Annotated in this window: 17 protein-coding genes; 8 read left to right on the top strand and 9 right to left on the bottom strand. The window is 47.1% G+C overall.

Translation table 11 applies throughout. The annotated features are described in order from the left end of the window. Positions 1–96 precede the first annotated feature (96 nt). Positions 97–1,179, top strand: coding sequence for an agmatine deiminase family protein (locus HPY28_RS12090; RefSeq protein WP_371813476.1), 1,083 nt, complete (start codon positions 97–99; stop codon positions 1,177–1,179). A gap of 65 nt (positions 1,180–1,244) precedes the next feature. Here the strand turns inward: HPY28_RS12090 and HPY28_RS12085 are convergent, their stop codons facing one another. From HPY28_RS12085 to HPY28_RS12070, 4 genes are all read right to left on the bottom strand, one after another. Beyond that, on the bottom strand, positions 1,245–2,492 hold the full coding sequence (locus HPY28_RS12085; protein ID WP_174230631.1) for an MFS transporter: 1,248 nt from the start codon (positions 2,490–2,492) through the stop codon (positions 1,245–1,247). Between the two features lie 80 nt (positions 2,493–2,572). Continuing rightward, positions 2,573–3,757 (bottom strand): MFS transporter, encoded by a 1,185-nt coding sequence (locus tag HPY28_RS12080; RefSeq protein WP_174225061.1) that lies wholly within the window; start codon positions 3,755–3,757, stop codon positions 2,573–2,575. A gap of 76 nt (positions 3,758–3,833) precedes the next feature. Beyond that, the gene (locus tag HPY28_RS12075) at positions 3,834–4,124 is read right to left on the bottom strand and encodes an ArsR/SmtB family transcription factor (protein WP_017250024.1); all 291 of its coding nucleotides are present in this window, start codon (positions 4,122–4,124) and stop codon (positions 3,834–3,836) included. 49 nt (positions 4,125–4,173) lie between these two features. Next, entirely contained in the window at positions 4,174–4,332 is a 159-nt protein-coding gene (locus HPY28_RS12070) for a hypothetical protein (RefSeq protein WP_174230630.1), read from the bottom strand. 136 nt (positions 4,333–4,468) lie between these two features. Here HPY28_RS12070 and HPY28_RS12065 point away from each other — a divergent pair, with 136 nt between their 5' ends. Both HPY28_RS12065 and HPY28_RS12060 read left to right on the top strand, forming a co-directional pair. Next, positions 4,469–4,828: a toprim domain-containing protein gene (locus HPY28_RS12065; protein WP_017250026.1), complete on the top strand. Its 360-nt coding sequence runs from the start codon at positions 4,469–4,471 to the stop codon at positions 4,826–4,828. 64 nt (positions 4,829–4,892) lie between these two features. Next, on the top strand, positions 4,893–5,099 hold the full coding sequence (locus tag HPY28_RS12060) for a hypothetical protein (RefSeq protein WP_017250027.1): 207 nt from the start codon (positions 4,893–4,895) through the stop codon (positions 5,097–5,099). Between the two features lie 33 nt (positions 5,100–5,132). Here the strand turns inward: HPY28_RS12060 and HPY28_RS12055 are convergent, their stop codons facing one another. After that, complete coding sequence (locus HPY28_RS12055) at positions 5,133–5,912, bottom strand: undecaprenyl-diphosphate phosphatase (RefSeq protein WP_174230629.1); 780 nt, start codon at positions 5,910–5,912, stop codon at positions 5,133–5,135. 190 nt (positions 5,913–6,102) lie between these two features. Here HPY28_RS12055 and HPY28_RS12050 point away from each other — a divergent pair, with 190 nt between their 5' ends. Then, positions 6,103–7,023 (top strand): CvfB family protein, encoded by a 921-nt coding sequence (locus HPY28_RS12050; RefSeq protein ID WP_017250029.1) that lies wholly within the window; start codon positions 6,103–6,105, stop codon positions 7,021–7,023. A gap of 77 nt (positions 7,024–7,100) precedes the next feature. Here HPY28_RS12050 and HPY28_RS12045 read toward each other — a convergent pair whose 3' ends face one another. Genes HPY28_RS12045 through HPY28_RS12035 form a run of 3 tightly spaced genes read right to left on the bottom strand, consistent with a single transcriptional unit; the run spans position 7,101 to position 10,571 of the window. Continuing rightward, positions 7,101–9,047 carry a TRAP transporter permease gene (locus tag HPY28_RS12045; protein WP_174230628.1) on the bottom strand — a complete coding sequence of 649 codons (1,947 nt, stop codon included), beginning with the start codon at positions 9,045–9,047 and terminating at the stop codon, positions 7,101–7,103. Continuing rightward, positions 9,048–9,581, bottom strand: a complete 534-nt coding sequence (locus HPY28_RS12040; protein WP_174225064.1) for a DUF1850 domain-containing protein — start codon at positions 9,579–9,581, stop codon at positions 9,048–9,050. Between the two features lie 6 nt (positions 9,582–9,587). Next, positions 9,588–10,571: a TAXI family TRAP transporter solute-binding subunit gene (locus HPY28_RS12035; RefSeq protein ID WP_174225065.1), complete on the bottom strand. Its 984-nt coding sequence runs from the start codon at positions 10,569–10,571 to the stop codon at positions 9,588–9,590. Positions 10,572–10,708: 137 nt separating this feature from the next. On the opposite strand from HPY28_RS12035, the gene HPY28_RS12030 reads away from it, so the two are divergent. The 3 genes from HPY28_RS12030 (at position 10,709) to HPY28_RS12020 (ending at position 14,113) form a co-directional block, all read left to right on the top strand. Further along, on the top strand, positions 10,709–11,992 hold the full coding sequence (locus tag HPY28_RS12030) for a sensor histidine kinase (RefSeq protein WP_174225066.1): 1,284 nt from the start codon (positions 10,709–10,711) through the stop codon (positions 11,990–11,992). Between the two features lie 4 nt (positions 11,993–11,996). Beyond that, complete coding sequence (locus HPY28_RS12025; RefSeq protein WP_174225067.1) at positions 11,997–12,935, top strand: response regulator; 939 nt, start codon at positions 11,997–11,999, stop codon at positions 12,933–12,935. Positions 12,936–13,057: 122 nt separating this feature from the next. Beyond that, complete coding sequence (locus tag HPY28_RS12020; RefSeq protein ID WP_017250035.1) at positions 13,058–14,113, top strand: tetraprenyl-beta-curcumene synthase family protein; 1,056 nt, start codon at positions 13,058–13,060, stop codon at positions 14,111–14,113. Between the two features lie 11 nt (positions 14,114–14,124). Here HPY28_RS12020 and HPY28_RS12015 read toward each other — a convergent pair whose 3' ends face one another. Further along, entirely contained in the window at positions 14,125–14,298 is a 174-nt protein-coding gene (locus tag HPY28_RS12015) for a YlaF family protein (protein WP_007722723.1), read from the bottom strand. A gap of 119 nt (positions 14,299–14,417) precedes the next feature. On the opposite strand from HPY28_RS12015, the gene HPY28_RS12010 reads away from it, so the two are divergent. Further along, complete coding sequence (locus tag HPY28_RS12010) at positions 14,418–15,038, top strand: PilZ domain-containing protein (protein WP_017250036.1); 621 nt, start codon at positions 14,418–14,420, stop codon at positions 15,036–15,038. Positions 15,039–15,569: the final 531 nt, after the last annotated feature.

The following is a 15,569-nucleotide window of genomic DNA, read 5'->3' as shown; positions in this document are numbered from 1 at the left end:
TACTTTTGCGGGAAAGCTACCAGAATAAGAGGGGATTATGAAATGAAGAAGATAATGGTACTGTGCTCAGGGGTCGTCTTAACAGCTGGGATCTTAATGGGGTGTATGCCAAGTAAGGCCGAGGAGAGTCAAAATATGAAAAAACAATACGTAGGCAAATACACAATGCCGGATGAAAAAAGCAAGCATGAAGGTACGTGGTTAGTATGGCCGCATAACTTTACGTATGGGAAAGGTTATCAAGAAGAGGTTGAGTCCATTTGGATCGAGATGACAGCTGCCTTAAGTGAGGGGGAAAATGTCCATATTGTCGCTTATGATGAATACGAAAAGGACTATATTTATGATCTTCTGTATGAGGAAGGTATCCATATGGACAAAATCGACTTCTACATTGCTCCTACGGACGATGTATGGTCAAGGGACACTGCGCCGATTTTTGTATACGACAAGGATAAGAACTTGAAAATGATGGACTGGGGATTTAACGGATGGGGCAAGAAAACGCCGTATAAAAAAGATGCATTACTTTCAAGCAAGCTAAGCAAGCAAACAGGAATGGAACGAATTGATTTGAATGAGCTTGTTCTTGAAGGTGGAGCGTTTGAATTGGACGGGAATGGTACATTTTTATCGACACGCAGTGCTGTTATGAATAAAAATAGAAATCCCAAATTTTCAGAAGCAGATGTTGAGAAGTATATGAAAGAATATCTTGGTGCGACGAATTTTATTTGGCTAGATGGTATACCAGGCCTCGATATTACAGATTTTCATATTGATGGTTTTGCCAAATTTTATGATCAGTCAACGATTATTACGATGAAGGAAGAGGATTTAGAGGAATGGGGTGTCTCGAATAAGGATATCCAAACATTGCTGAAGGCGAAGAATGCCTTGGGTAAGCCGTATAAGTACGTGAATTTACCAATCAGTAAGCACAATGTCATTTTAGAGAATGGAAAGGACTTGGGATACAAAGGCTCCTATGTGAATTTCTATATTGGGAATACCGTTGTCCTAGTGCCGAATTATCATGATCCGAATGACAAAATCGCAAACGAGATCATCCAAAAGCTATACCCTGACCGTGAAGTGATTGGCATTGATGTCAGAGAGCTTTATAAACATGGTGGGATGATTCATTGTGTGACACAACAACAGCCAGTTGAAATGTAGGGAAATAAAAAGCCGTTGATTCCTTGAAGGAGGAAAAAACGGCTTTTTGGTATGAAAAAAGCTACTTATGCAGATGCGGATTGGTGTTGTTCCGTTGGTTTTCGTTTTTCAATCAGAAAGCCTCCGAAGCTCATGACAGCGAGGAATAGTCCACTAACGAGGAAAAGCTGCTCGACGGGCCATTTGCCCATCCAGATTGCACCGAGGCTGCTGGACAATGTGCAAAAGAAAGTGAACATGAGCATGTTGATCGCAAAAATTTTGCCTGTACTGTTGCTGGATGCTTTGATTTGAATGGCAGTCACGGTCGGGATACCAATGAGCGGTCCTCCGATCCCTGCCACGGCTGCTCCGAGGAAGGCAATCCAGTGAGCGGTACCTCCTGCCGTAAGCAACAGGAATCCGACTGCCTGAAACACCCAACCAATCATAATCACAAACAAATAGCGAGTGTAGAACGATCGCGCCATGTACAGGCTTCCTAGCAAGTTCCCGATCCCGTAAAAGCCTAACAAGACAGCTAATGTACTTCCGTTTCCTTGCTGCATGCGTTCGGCCATGAATGGGAAGCCCACCGTGTAAGTGACCTGCCAAACGAGAAAGCCCATATTGCTAAAGAGAAGAATCAAGAACAGAGCACGATTTTGTTTTAGCTCCTGTAAACCTGCGGCAATATCCCGGGCGTACTGCCTGGGTGTCATTTTCGTAGGAGATACTTGTTGTTGATCGGTCAACGAAATACGGATGGCATAAAGGAACAAGACGGAAATTAAATAGCTGCCTGCGTTCACAAAAAACAAAGTAGACAGCGGCATAATCGAAGCGACCAGTCCAATTGACATTGGCGCAATAATCCGAATCGTTCGGAAAGTCGTATCCATGATGGCATTTGCTCGCCCTAGCTGCTCTTGGGGAACCACTGATTTGAGTGCAACGGTTCGCGCTGGCTGAAACAGACTGGAGAACAACCCCAACAAGAATTGGGCTGCCAGAAAAAAAGCAAACTCTTCCACACCCATGTAGACCAGGATGCCAACCGTGATCGCGACAAGAATTCGAGCAACATCCGCACCCACCATGAGCATGCGCGGGCTGTACCGATCAGCCATGACTCCGCCGACGAGGTAAAACATGAGACCCGCCACCATTTCCGGGATTGCGAGCAGGCTGAGCACCGTACCCGATTTGGTTGCTTGGAGCAAATACCAGAGTAATGCGAAGCTGTAGCAATGATCACCGATGCTTGCTGTCATTTGCGCAAGCCAAAGCTTGAGGAACGAACTGTTTTTCCATAAAGATGGGGATGAATCCACGTTGACCCTCTCCGTCCTGCTGACTGCGGTAAAATGAATGTGACCATAGCGTAGCAAGGCGAAGAGGGAAAGTAAAGAACTCAAGCTTGAGAGGTTACATTTAATTTACCCGTCCTCAAAACAAAGAGAAGATAGGCGATAAGAAAAGTGAAGGTGGCGAAGGTGCTGACCCCCGCGAATCCAAAAATAGAATACAAATTGCCTGCAAAAGAAGAGGCAATGAAAGTTCCGATGTACATACAGGCGTTGGCCAAGCTCGATATGGTACCGCGCGAGGTGTCGGACAATGATTGTAAGTACCCCATCAGGACAGGCACGAGTACACCGCCGAAGCAGTACATGAAGAAGAGGACAACCTGCAAAAAGCCGACTCCCGGTATGTAAGGCAAAACAAGATAGAGCAGGGCGCTGCCCAGAAACCCAACGGTCAAAATCGTATTTGTCTTCCAACGCTCGAGTAACCAACCGCTGAGTAAGCTGCCAACGGTGTTGCCAAGCCCGATAACGAAAGTGATCAAGCCAATTTGGGTAACGGATTGCTGATATTGATCGGAAAGCCATACGCCATAGAATGAAAAGACTGCATAGACACCCGTCATGAAAACGAAATAGCCGATAAAGCTGCGTGAAGCTTGAGGCAGTCGCAACAGATCCATGTAACGTGCAAAAATAGCCACCCGGGCGTTGTTTGTTCCAAGTCCGGCTATGGCGGTAGGAGGCAATAAATCGGGAAGTTTTCGGATGATGAGTACAAAAGCTCCGAGAGAAGCAATTCCTACAGCCAAAAAAGGAAACGACCAATGATAAGCGGACAAAAAACTGCCTATAGGTACACCGATCACTTGGGAAACCGAAAGACCTGCCATGACAATCCCCATAGCTTTTCCGATACGAGCAGGGGGAAACAAAACAGGAATGGCAGCCCACACTTGAGGACCGATAAAGGCAGAGAAGGTCCCGGCAAGAAAGCGAAAGAAGAGCATCGCGGCGAAACTAGGTGCAAAGGCGCATGCAAGTGTGGAAAGTGCAAATCCGAGCATACCGAATGCCATCACATGTTTCCTGTTTCGATTATCGGATAGCGGACCGGCGACTAAAGCGGTCAAAGCAAATCCGAGAGCATACGTTCCGATCAGCCAGGCTGCCTGGTTAGTGGATACGTGATATAACTCTCGCAAGGTTGGCAGCAGTGGGCTAATGATAAATGTATTCGTACCTATCAAAAACATGGTGAAGAAAAAGATCATCAAAAATAGGCGTTCCATAAAAAATCTCTCCTCGTTGTTTTATAATTATATAGTTAAATAACTTTTGAACTGATGAGCAAAAAAAGGATACCAATCACAAGGTATCTAAAAAGCCAGGCAATATTTGATCGAAGGTTTCTTTATATATGCTCATGTACCGTGCTTGTCCATCCTTTCTGACTTTGATCAGTCCTGCCTCTCGAAGTGTCTTGAAATGATAGGAGGCATTGGACTTGGAGGTGTCGCAGGTAAAGCCTACTTCTGTACAATTTAGCTCGTTGCCGGAATGATACAAGGTCTTTAAAATGGCTAGCCTTGTCTCATCTGCCAACGCTTTAAAAATCTTGATTCGCTTTTCGGTTAGTTCAAGTTGTTCAATATTCATAAAACTATCTTACTAAGGAAACTCTATCCAGGCAACCATTTCATTCCTTTTATTTTCGATTCTTCCTATTTTCGTTGTTGTGTTGATGCTGATAGGATGATCCTTGGTTGTCTTCAGTATGCGTATCATCCGCAACTGTACTGCTGGTAAGCCCTGCAACAGCCAAGCCTTTTTGATTCAAGTTTTTGGCACTTTTGAATTTGGACATGGTACAACCCCCTGTTCGATAATGGATGCTTTCTTAAGATGTCTTGTTTCGAAAGGGAGTAGTCATCCTCATTTTCCTAGGTGAGAGTTGAGGTATACTATAAAAAAACGTGCGTGCGTCAGGAGGATGGGAACGGATGGCAGGGTGTGTCATGATCGTGGAGGGGAAGACAGACAAAGAACGCTTGCTTCGGGTGCTGGCTGAGCCTGTCACTATTCTTTGTACATACGGTTCCTACAGCTTGGAAAAAGGGGAGAAGTTGCTGGCCCAAACAGAAGCAGCAGATGCAGATGAGGTATACCTATTTACCGATGAAGATGACAGCGGGAAAAAATTGCGAACCCATTTAAGTGAAGACTTTCCTGATGCGATCCATCTGCATACACCGAAAATGTACAGAGAGGTTGCCGACACGCCTCTTTTCGTACTGGCAGAAATTCTGGAGCAAGCAGGCTTTGCGGTAATTGTGCCTCATCCTGATCTTGGAGAGCGGTAAGGGGATAAAACACCGTTTCATCGGCTATAACAGTAGTAAATGGAATGGTGGAGGTGCGAGGTAATTGCGTAGTTTGATGACGTTTTTTAATCGAATGAACATTATGGTGTGGCTGGTAGGTATCTTTGTTGCTCATGCCGCACTTTATCTGGTGCTGGGGACGGCGACGTGGCTGGCTACTTCGCTTTTGGCAACAGCGTTTTATGGCATCATTTTATTGGTAGGCAAATTAATTGCCAGCCGTTATCCAGACAAGGAAGAAAGTAGATGAAAGCCGGCGAGCAAGCAGCCGGCTTTTTTCGCATTACCAGCCCAAGAGCTGCATGAGTAAAATTAACCCACCCAATACCCAGACGTAGATAGCGAAGCCTTTCATCGAGCCTGTACTGATGATGGTAAGCATCCAGCGAATGGCTACATATCCAGCTAGTCCGGCAAACATGGTGCCCACGAGCATCGGGATCCATAAAGCTGTTTCAAGCGGTGTTTCTACGAGCTTGGCTGTTTGCAAGACACAAGCACCCAGAATCGCGGGTAAGGATATTAAAAACGAAAAGCGCGCAGCATCAGCACGGTCGATTCCGCGCAGGAGAGCACCGGCAATCGTCAGCCCTGAGCGGGAAATAGCAGGTAGGATCGCTGCACCTTGCAGTGTTCCGATGATGAGGGCGTCCGTGTAGTTGATTTCCTCGAATCTCCGATTTCCACGGCGCATGGACTCCACTGCCCAGAGGATCGCGCCTGTCGCAAGAAATTCCCAGCCGATCGTAATGCCTGTCTGGGAGATTTCTTCAAAATAATCTTCAAAGGCGAGTCCGATCACTGCGGTAGGGATCGTGCCTACGACCAATAGCTTTGTCAGCTTGCTCATCGGATTCATGATGATAAAACGAACCTGTGGCCAAAAGACAATAACGACAGCGATTAGCGTACCGAAATGAAGCATCGTGTCAAATAAAAGGCCTACCTCCTGCATGCCAAACATTTTGCGAAATAGGACGAGATGACCCGTGCTTGATATCGGTAAAAATTCAGTCAAACCTTGTACAATGCCGAGAAAAATATGTTCAAGCAACAACAGCATAGGCAAGAGTCACTCCAGTCTTGGAAAAGTAGGGCCAAGCCAGTCTTACTGTCATATGTATGTCCGTGAATGGAAGACTTGCCTATTTCGTTTCGCATCGTTATTTTGTTAGAAAAAAGTTGTGGTATTTTCTTGCGGGGGATGGGTATAGTTAGTGTGCACAATGGTAGAGAGCGAGGAAAAAATAAATATGTACAAAAGACAAATGCGTGAAAAGCGTGAGCCCCAAATCATTCAGAACGGCAATTTGGAGGCAGGGATGACGCTTACCATGACGGTAGCGCGAAAAACGGAAATCGGCTATTTTTTGCGCGATGGCAAAGATGAAGTGTTTCTCCATGCCAATGAAGCGCACGAGCGTTTACATATCGATGATGAGGTCGAAGTGTTTTTGTACCATGATCACGAAAACCGACTGGCTGCGACCATGGACATGCCTCATGTCGGCATGGGTGAATACGGCTGGCTGGAAGTAGTGGACATCTCTCCGCGCATGGGTGTATTCCTTGACAACGGCATTAACAAGGATCTGCTCTTGTTCATCGATGACCTGCCCAAGCATAGCGATGAATGGCCGCGTCCCAAGGATCAAATGCTAGTAGCGCTGAAGCAAGACAAGCTCGGCAGACTCTTGGCAAAGCCGGTCACTGAAAACGAAATCGTCAAGATCGCAGCAATGGCAGATCAGAGTATGAAGAACAAGTCTGTCGAGGGTACGGTCTACAAAGTGATTCAAGCAGGTGCATTCCTGTTGACGGAAGACGAGCATATCCTTTTCATTCATCGTGATGAAATGGTAGGACGTCTGCGCCTCGGACAAACTGTGCGCTGCCGTATTAGCTTTGTACGTGAGGATGGCCGTCTGAACGGTTCTATGAAAGAACGCAAGGAAGTACAGTATGGCGAAGATGCGGACAAGCTGCTGCGCTATTTGATCAATCGTGACGGGGCGATGCCTTACACCGATTCGACAGAAGCGGATGTCATCCGAGAAAAATTCCAAATGAGCAAGTCCAGCTTCAAGCGGGCACTCGGCAAGCTGATGAAGGAACGCCGCGTGGAGCAAGTAGACGGCTGGACCAAAATGATTCGAAGCGAACAAGAAGAATAAAAGAAGAAAACCCTCCTAGGCAAGAGAGCTTCCTGGCAACAGGAAATGAATGCTTGGGAGGGTTTTTGTTTGTTTTCTTATATTGTCGTTTGCACAGATTGTTTTTGCTTACGGGCTTTGTAATACGATAAGGAAAAAACGAGCCCTAGCAAAATAAAACCGGCGATATCCGTTTCGATCCCAGGGATGACCGCGAGCACGCCACCTGCAACTGCGAGGATACGTTCCAAGACGTTTAGCTTGGACATCCAATAGCCGATCAACCCTGCTCCCACCCCGATCATCCCAAGCGTTGAAGTCAGCATAACCCAAATCGATTCGAGCAAGGTGGTATTAATCAGCAGCAAGGCTGGTGAGATGACGAAAATATAGGGAGCCATAAAAGCAGCGATTGATAGCCGCGTGGATTCTACACCTGTCCGGATCGGCTTTGACTTGGCGATGCCTGATGCGGCAAAGGCAGCAAGCGCAACTGGCGGCGTGATGTCTGCAACGATTCCGAAGTAGAATGTAAACATGTGAGCAGCGATAGCTGGTACACCCAATTGAATGAGTGCCGGGGCAGCGATGGTAGAAGTGATGATGTAGTTCGCAGTCGTAGGTGTTCCCATGCCCAAGATAAGCGATGCGATCATCGTGAAAAACAGCGTAAGGAAAAGCTGACCGCCAGCCAAATCAATCAAGCCATTTGCCAGCTTCAATCCGATCCCAGTCAACGTAATCGTACCGACGATAATTCCGGCACACGCAGTTGCGGCCACGACACCGAGAGCCATTCTGGCACCTGAGGCAAGTGCTTCTAAAATATCAGCAATAGACATGCGGGTTTCTTTTCGGAAGGCGCCCACGATAATGGTGGAGATGATGCCGATAATCGCGGAGCGCTCGGCTGATATGTTCATCATCAGAGCGGTAATAATGATCACGATGGGGAGGAGCAAGTACATTTTTTTCAAAACTTCTTTTTTGTTCGGTAGTTCTTCCTTGGAGAGTCCGCGTAACCCGAGGCGCTTTGCTTCGAAGTGCGTCATAATCCAGATGCCCACGAAAAATAAAATCGCAGGAAGGATTGCAGATTTGGCGATTTCCAAGTAAGGAACGCCGATGAATTCCGCCATCAAAAAGGCAGCAGCCCCCATGACAGGCGGCATGATTTGTCCACCAGTAGAGGACGAGGCCTCCACCGCCGCGGCAAATTCGGAACGATAGCCGAGCCGTTTCATCATCGGGATGGTAAAGGCGCCGGAGGTAACGACATTGGCAACGGAGCTGCCGCTAATCGTCCCTTGCAAGGCGCTGGAAAATACGGCCACCTTCGCAGGGCCACCGATTCGTCTGCCTGCAATGACCAGCGACAAATCGTTAAAATACTCACCGACCCCTGTTTTTTCGAGAAACGCGCCAAATAGCACAAACAAAAAGATGAAGGTAGAGGAAACGGCGAGCGGAGTACCGAGAATACCCTCTAGTGTGTAGTAGCTGTGCCCAATAATCCGCTCGACATCACTGCCGCGATGCTCCAAAAAGCCTGGCATGTAAGGTCCGAAGTAGGTGTATAAAAGAAAAATAGTGGCGATGAGAGCGATTGGAATTCCGACGACTCGTCGTGCAGCCTCTAGGACGAGCGCGATGGCAATACCGCCGACCACCATATCCATCGTCGTATAGTTACCTGTTCGGGTCACGAGTCCTTCGTAGTCAATGACCCAATACAGCGATACGAAGACACCCAACAAGGCGAGAATCATGTTCACGATTCCGATTTTGTTACGGTTGCCTTTGGATGTTCCTGCATATAACAGATAGACAAGTGCCAGTCCGAAGGCCAAGTGGATCGGACGATGAATCTGGGGAGGCAGCGTGAAGAAAAGCGTGCTGGATAACTGGTACAGGGAGAAGAGGACAAGTAGACCAAAAGAAATCCACTTCATAGGACCCGCGAGCTGGCGTGTGGCTGATTCCTTGTCATATTGCGCGATCAGCTTATCCATCTCTAGTTGGTTCATATTCGTTGTTGTACTCATCTAGTAACCTCCTAACTCGCTCAGAATGGATCGCTTTTCTGCCTGAATCGTGATGGCTTCTCCTGGCTTGTCGATCAAGCTCAACGGAATATCCTGTCCAGCGAAAAGCAACGTATGATTAGCCCGTACTTGCCCGATAAAAAGCCGCAGGGCAGGAAAAGAGCGCTGCATATTGCGAATGTGGAATCGTCCATCGGCCAGAATCAGCTCCTCGCCAGGAGCCAATTCATTTTCCATGCCGATACCGTAGTCGTGAAAGCTCATCTCTGACAAAATAATTTGACCATCTACAATCCGGTATTGCTCCTCGATTGTCGACCGATGAATGGAATGAGTCCAGCGGATGCCAAAGGCTGCTTCATTGTATATGTTTGCACGCCAAACTACCTGATTCGATTGAGTATCCCGGATAACCAGAGCGGGAATCAGCGGAGTGGCGATGCCCACATAAATGACAATGACGAGAAGAAAGAAGGAGAAAAGGCGGAACAACGTCCGCCCTCTTTGCTTTGATACTTCCTGGATAAAAACCATCTGGTTTTACTTCACGCCTTTTTCGTCAAAGTACTTTTGGGCGCCCGGGTGAACAGGGATGCTGACGCCGTTCTTCACGTTCTCCAGCTTGATTTCTTTGGCTTTGGCGTGACCGAGCTTGTCGCTGTTCTCAAAGATCGCCTTTGTTACTTTGTACACGAGGCCTTCACTGAGATCGGAGCGAATCAAAAGCATTGATTTGACGGAGACGGTGGTCACTTCTTCCGGAACGGTTTGGTACGTATTGGCTGGGACGGTTGTTTTTACGTAGTAAGGGTATTTGGCGATGATCGCATCGATTTTGTCCGCATCAATAGGAATGATTTTTACGCCAGTTGTTGCTGCCAGCTCCGTGATTGCTGCGGTAGGCGTACCAGCAGTTTGGAAGGCAGCATCCAATTGGCCGTCCTGAATGGCTTTGGCTGAGTCAGCGAAGGAGAGGCGCTGGAGCTTGGTGTCTTCAAAGGTCATGCCATATGCTTCTAAAATTTGCTGAGCGTTCACTTCAGTGCCGCTTCCTGGAGCGCCTACAGATACGCGCTTATCTTTCAAATCGGCAACGCTTTTAATATTGCTGTCAGCAGAGACGACGACTTGGATGGTCTCATCGTAGAGAGCGCCCAATGCTTGGAAGGAATCAATTTTACCGTCTTGCTGGAACATGTTCGTTCCTTTTGACGCATACTCGGCAATGTCATTTTGCGTGAAGGCGATGTCCGCCTTTTTATCACGAAGGAGGCGAATGTTTTCTGCTGAAGCGCCTGTGGCTTGTGCTGTAGCAGTGAGGCCAGCGTTTTTCGTTATATGGTCAGCCATGCCGCCACCGAGTGGGAAATAAGTGCCGCCTGTACCGCCTGTTGCAATAATTAATTGGGAGGGATCGGCGCCTCCACCTGCACCTCCTTGTGAAGAGTTGCCACCACCACATGCCGTGATGAGCGACATGGACAGAAGTAGTGTGAGCGAGAGAAGAAAATGACGATTCTTCAAGATAATTCCCCCTAGTCTAAATGTTCTGTTTATATAACTTTCCTTGGCATTGTAAGGGGAGGTCTATAAAAAACTACAAAAATCTATAGAAAAATATAGTAAACTAAGAAATAAACAGGAAGTGCGGGCAACATTGTATGAGAGAGACCCTTTCGATCCTGCTGCTTATGCTCATTGCTGTCCCGATTGCCGGGGAGCTCAAATTCCACCCGTTTCAAGATGATTTCCGCATTAGCTTTGGTACAACGGCTTTTTTCTTTTTTTTATTGTGGCTGCGTCCTTCTTTCTTGGCAGGGATAGTAACTGGATTAATTGTTGTTCTATTTAGAATAATCTTAGATTTCTTGTATGGAGATGTCTTTTCGTTTCTGCCTTCTCTTCAGATGCATTTCCCCGCCTTTTGCTATTACGCTACCTTTGCTTGTCTATTCTCGCTCTTGCGCGTTAATACACTACATCATCGACCGCTTTGGGTGGGACTGTTGGGGACAGTCTCAGAAATAGCTGCCAATTTGGTAGAGCTGTCCTTTCGTGCTGTGTCCTGGGAGGGAGTCTTTCAGCTGGAGGTCGTAGGGCCGATTGCCGTCATTGCTTTGATACGCAGTTTTTTTGTCCTTAGTTTTTTCAATATGATTCAGCTGCGTCAGGCGAAATGGATGGAAAAGCAACAGCGCAATCGAAACGAGCAGATGTTGATGCTCATTTCCAACTTGTACGAGGAATCTGTTCATCTAAAAAAGACATTGCATCAGGTCGAGGAAATCACGCGCAGCTGCTATGAGTTGTATCGCGAGATGAACGAGGTGGAGCACAAGGATGGGACGAGCAAGCGATATGCAAAGCGGCTACTGTCCCTTGCCGGACAAGTGCATGAAGTGAAAAAGGACAATCAACGCATATATGCAGGCCTTTCCAAGCTGATTACTGACGAGAACGAACGAGATTATATGCCACTGGGCGAATTGATTGCTATTATTGTTCAGGTGCAACGAAAGTACGCGAGACTGTTGGAGAAGGACATTCAGTTTGAAACGAATGTGGAGGTGCCCTATCTCGCTTGCCACATTTACACGACACTCTCACTCATCAACAATCTGGTCGGCAACAGTGTTGAAGCAATCCGTGACCAGGGGATGGTCTCGATCGTTGCCTCCATTGACGAGAGTCAGGAGTGGATTCATTTTGATGTGACCGATGATGGGCCAGGCATTGTGGTGGAGGACAAGGAGCTCTTGTTCATGCCTGGATTCACGACCAAATACGACGTATCGGGCAGGCCTTCCACGGGGATAGGACTTTCATACGTAAAGGAAGTGACAGACAATCTCCAAGGAAGGATTGATATAGCCGAGGCCTCGTGCGGACAAACCACACAATTTTGCATTCGCCTGCCAATCGCAACTCTGATTCAGAAAGGGTGACCTAATGCGCTACTTCATCGTGGACGACGATCCGGCGATTCGATTCATGCTCGCTCAGATCATAGAGGATGCTGATTTGGGAGAGGTATGTGGGGAAGCAGAGGATGGTTTACAGATTGACCACGATTTTTTGAATTGGAAGCAAGTAGACATCTTGTTGATTGATCTTTTGATGCCGAATCGAGATGGCATTGAAACAGTGCGCCAACTGAGGCGTTTTACAGGCAAGATTGTCATGATCTCGCAAATCGAAACGAAGGAGATAATCGCAGAGGCGTATGCGACAGGGATCGAATACTACGTGACCAAACCGGTGAATCGACTGGAGGTCATCAGTGTTCTGCAAAAGGTACGGGAACGCATATTGCTGCAGCAATCCATCGAGGGTATTCAGCGGTCGCTTTCCGTTTTGTCCGGCAGTATGAACGTGACGGCAGCTCTTTCAAAAGAAACAACGTATCCTGAAAAGGGGATCTTGTCTTCCGCACGGTTTCTCTTAACCGAACTGGGGATGATTAGCGAAAAAGGCAGCAAAGATTTACTCGACATGATGGAGTGGCTGTATCACTGGGAGAAGGAAAGGGATGGGGAAGTGAATCTCCCACCTTTACGCGATATTTTTTGGGCGATTGCTGCCCGCAAGCTGGGTAAGGGAGTGACTGTCCTGATCCAAAAGGAAACGAAGGCCGCTGAGCAACGGGTTCGCAGAGCCATTTATCAGGCATTAACCCATCTGGCTTCCCTTGGGCTGACTGATTACAGTAATCCCAAATTCGAGAGCTACGCGACCACATTCTTTGATTTTACCGAGGTGCGAAAACGCATGTTGGAGCTGGAGAATCAGATGGAAATGACGATCTCTTCTACTCGTATCAATACCAAAAAGTTTATTTTTGTACTCTATATGGAGTCAAAAAGACGAATTGGTGTATTTCAGGGCTGATTTTTGGAGTGGGCATCCAAATGTGATAAGATATTTCTATTGGTCATGAGCGAGGGCTTCGATGTAAGCTGATAAAAGCTTGGGAATGCCTCCGTTTTACATTTGTTTTGGGAGGGAAGTAAGTGAGCGAACTACGTAATCCATGGCAGCTACTTTACCGAGTCTATCGTCATGTGCAACCTGTTCTGGAGCGAGAGTTTGCGGCCTGGTACAAAAGAGCACAGGCGATTCCCAATCCCGAGCTGAGAAAACAGGCACAAGACAGCATGAACTCCAAAAAGTTTCACTGCCAAGGGGGATGTGTTTATGCTGCACAGGTCATCCCGCATGTAGAGACAATTGTCCCGCTGATTGTCGCCTACCAAACGATCAGTGACTACTTGGATAATCTGTGTGATCGCAGCACGTCATTAGACCCGCAAGACTTCCGTCAGCTTCACGTGTCGATGCAGGATGCACTGACACCAGGCGCGCCATTACGCGACTATTATTTGTACCGCGTGGATAAGGATGACGGCGGCTTTTTGGCTGGGCTGGTTCAGACCTGTCAACAACATGTCGCACAATTGCCAGCCTATGAAAAAATCCAGGCAAAGATACTCGAGTTTTCTTGTTTGTATAGTGATTTGCAAGTATACAAGCACATTGCTCCCCATTTGCGCGAGGATCACTTGTTGACGTGGTGGGATCAGTATAAGGAACGCTATCATGATTTGTACTGGCAAGAATTTGCGGCTGTCACAGGCTCGACCATCGGGATATTCGCTCTTTTTTGCTTGTCGACTGATCCAGATGTAGGGGAAGAGCAAATTCAAATGGTAAGTGAAGCTTACTTTCCATGGCTGTGCGGGTTACATATTTTATTAGACTATTTAATTGACCTGGAAGAAGATAAAATGGGTGGAGATTTAAACTTTGTGAGCTATTACGATTCAGAACGGATAGCGACTGAACGCTTGAAGCTTTTCATAGAACAAGCAAAGGCAAGCGTTAAACGCTTGCCAAATCCTGCATTTCACCGTATGATCGTGGACGGGCTAGTCGCGTTTTATCTCGCGGATCGCAAGGTGAATCGGAGCCAGCCACACATTTATACTATCGCTAGACAACTACTGAAGCAGGCAAAGGGCTTGCCCTCTGTCCTGTTTTATGTGAACAGTTTACTTGTACGGCGATAACGGAGAAGAGGTTAGCGCATATGCTTGCGCTTGTACGAAAAGCCAAATCCCATCAACGAGAAGGCAACAACGATACAGCCAAGGATACCGAGGGGGCTTTTTTCCCCAATGGCAATGCCAACTCCGATGAGACAGGCGGTTACCAAAAATGCCAAAGCCAGTGTTACCAATTGATAACGATTCATCGGTCTGTAACCTCCTATCTGTCAATGTTCCCATTATACCTTATTTTCCGCGAAAAGCATCCAGGTAAAGATTTCGGAAATCCCGGTAATATAATTGTGCGAAGTGGTGGAGAACGCAGATGGAAAGCATAATACAAATTAGAAAAGGGAATCGAGTGATAGAAGGTCATGTTACCTATGAAGAAGGAGACTTGATCGAAGCCGTATTTCCCAGCCCATTGGATGTCACTGTAGGGGATCAGATCCCTTGTCTATTGACGGCTGATTATGAAACGATCAATACGTTTGAAGCCGTAGTCGTGGCTAAAGACAAAAATCGCTTGTTTTTGTTCCACTCTCCAACAGCTACTGAATTTCGGGAACAGCGCAGACGCTATCCCCGTTTCGACATGGAGGTTAAGGGCTGGATCCAGTATCCGACGCAGGAGCCAGACTCATTTTTTTCCGTTTATAGCCAAATGGTGTACTTGGTGAATTTGAGCCTGGGAGGCTTGGCATTCCGCTCAGACAAACATATTCCTGCGGATCAGCAAATTGTTTTTTCCTTTGAATTGCATGGTCGCAATCGCCCGGATGGGGTAGTGAAAACTGACCTGGTTATCATTCATGAACGAATAGAAGGTCCGAACTATTTTTACGGCTGTACGATCAAAGGAATCAATGCACGTCACTTTCACAATTTGCGAAAGTACATTTTGCATCGACAAATCGAGGAACGAAGACAAGTGAATATCGAGTAGGTCTTTTCGTGAATTGGTTCAATGGGGACCAATTTTTTTTTGTCTTTTTTCCGGGGTAGATTAGGAGGGGCTGTAGTGGGGGGAAGAAGCGGATTTCCAGTCTACGCTTCAACCTACGCCCTGCCGGGAGGCGGGGGCTGTCCGCTACGGAATGAATGTCGGGAGCGCTTCAAACGTTGAAGTTTCAAGGGAGTATATCATAAGTGAAGCTGAAAACCCCCGACATTCATTCCTTCGCTGGGTTGGGCTCCAGAGGCGCTTGGACTGGAAATCCGCTTCTTCCTACGCGGCTTCAGTCAACATTTTAAAGGCATAAAAGAGGAAAAAAAGATAAAGAAAAACGGAAAGACTTCTCTGATTAACTACACAAACGTTCTAAAAAAGCTGGACGCCCACCTCAGTTGTGGAAGCACGGTGATATGTTTGGAAGGAGACCGCCCGAACGAAGAGAGGATATAGGCGACTGGAAAACATGTCACCGGGCTTCGGTCCCGGCACAACTGCTGGAGGACATCCAAAACAGATTTTTTC

This window comes from Brevibacillus sp. HB1.2 (genome assembly GCF_013332495.1).
GTDB lineage: Bacteria > Bacillota > Bacilli > Brevibacillales > Brevibacillaceae > Brevibacillus > Brevibacillus porteri.
Note: the sequence above shows the minus strand (reverse complement) of the source record. Positions and strands in the feature narration are given on the sequence as shown.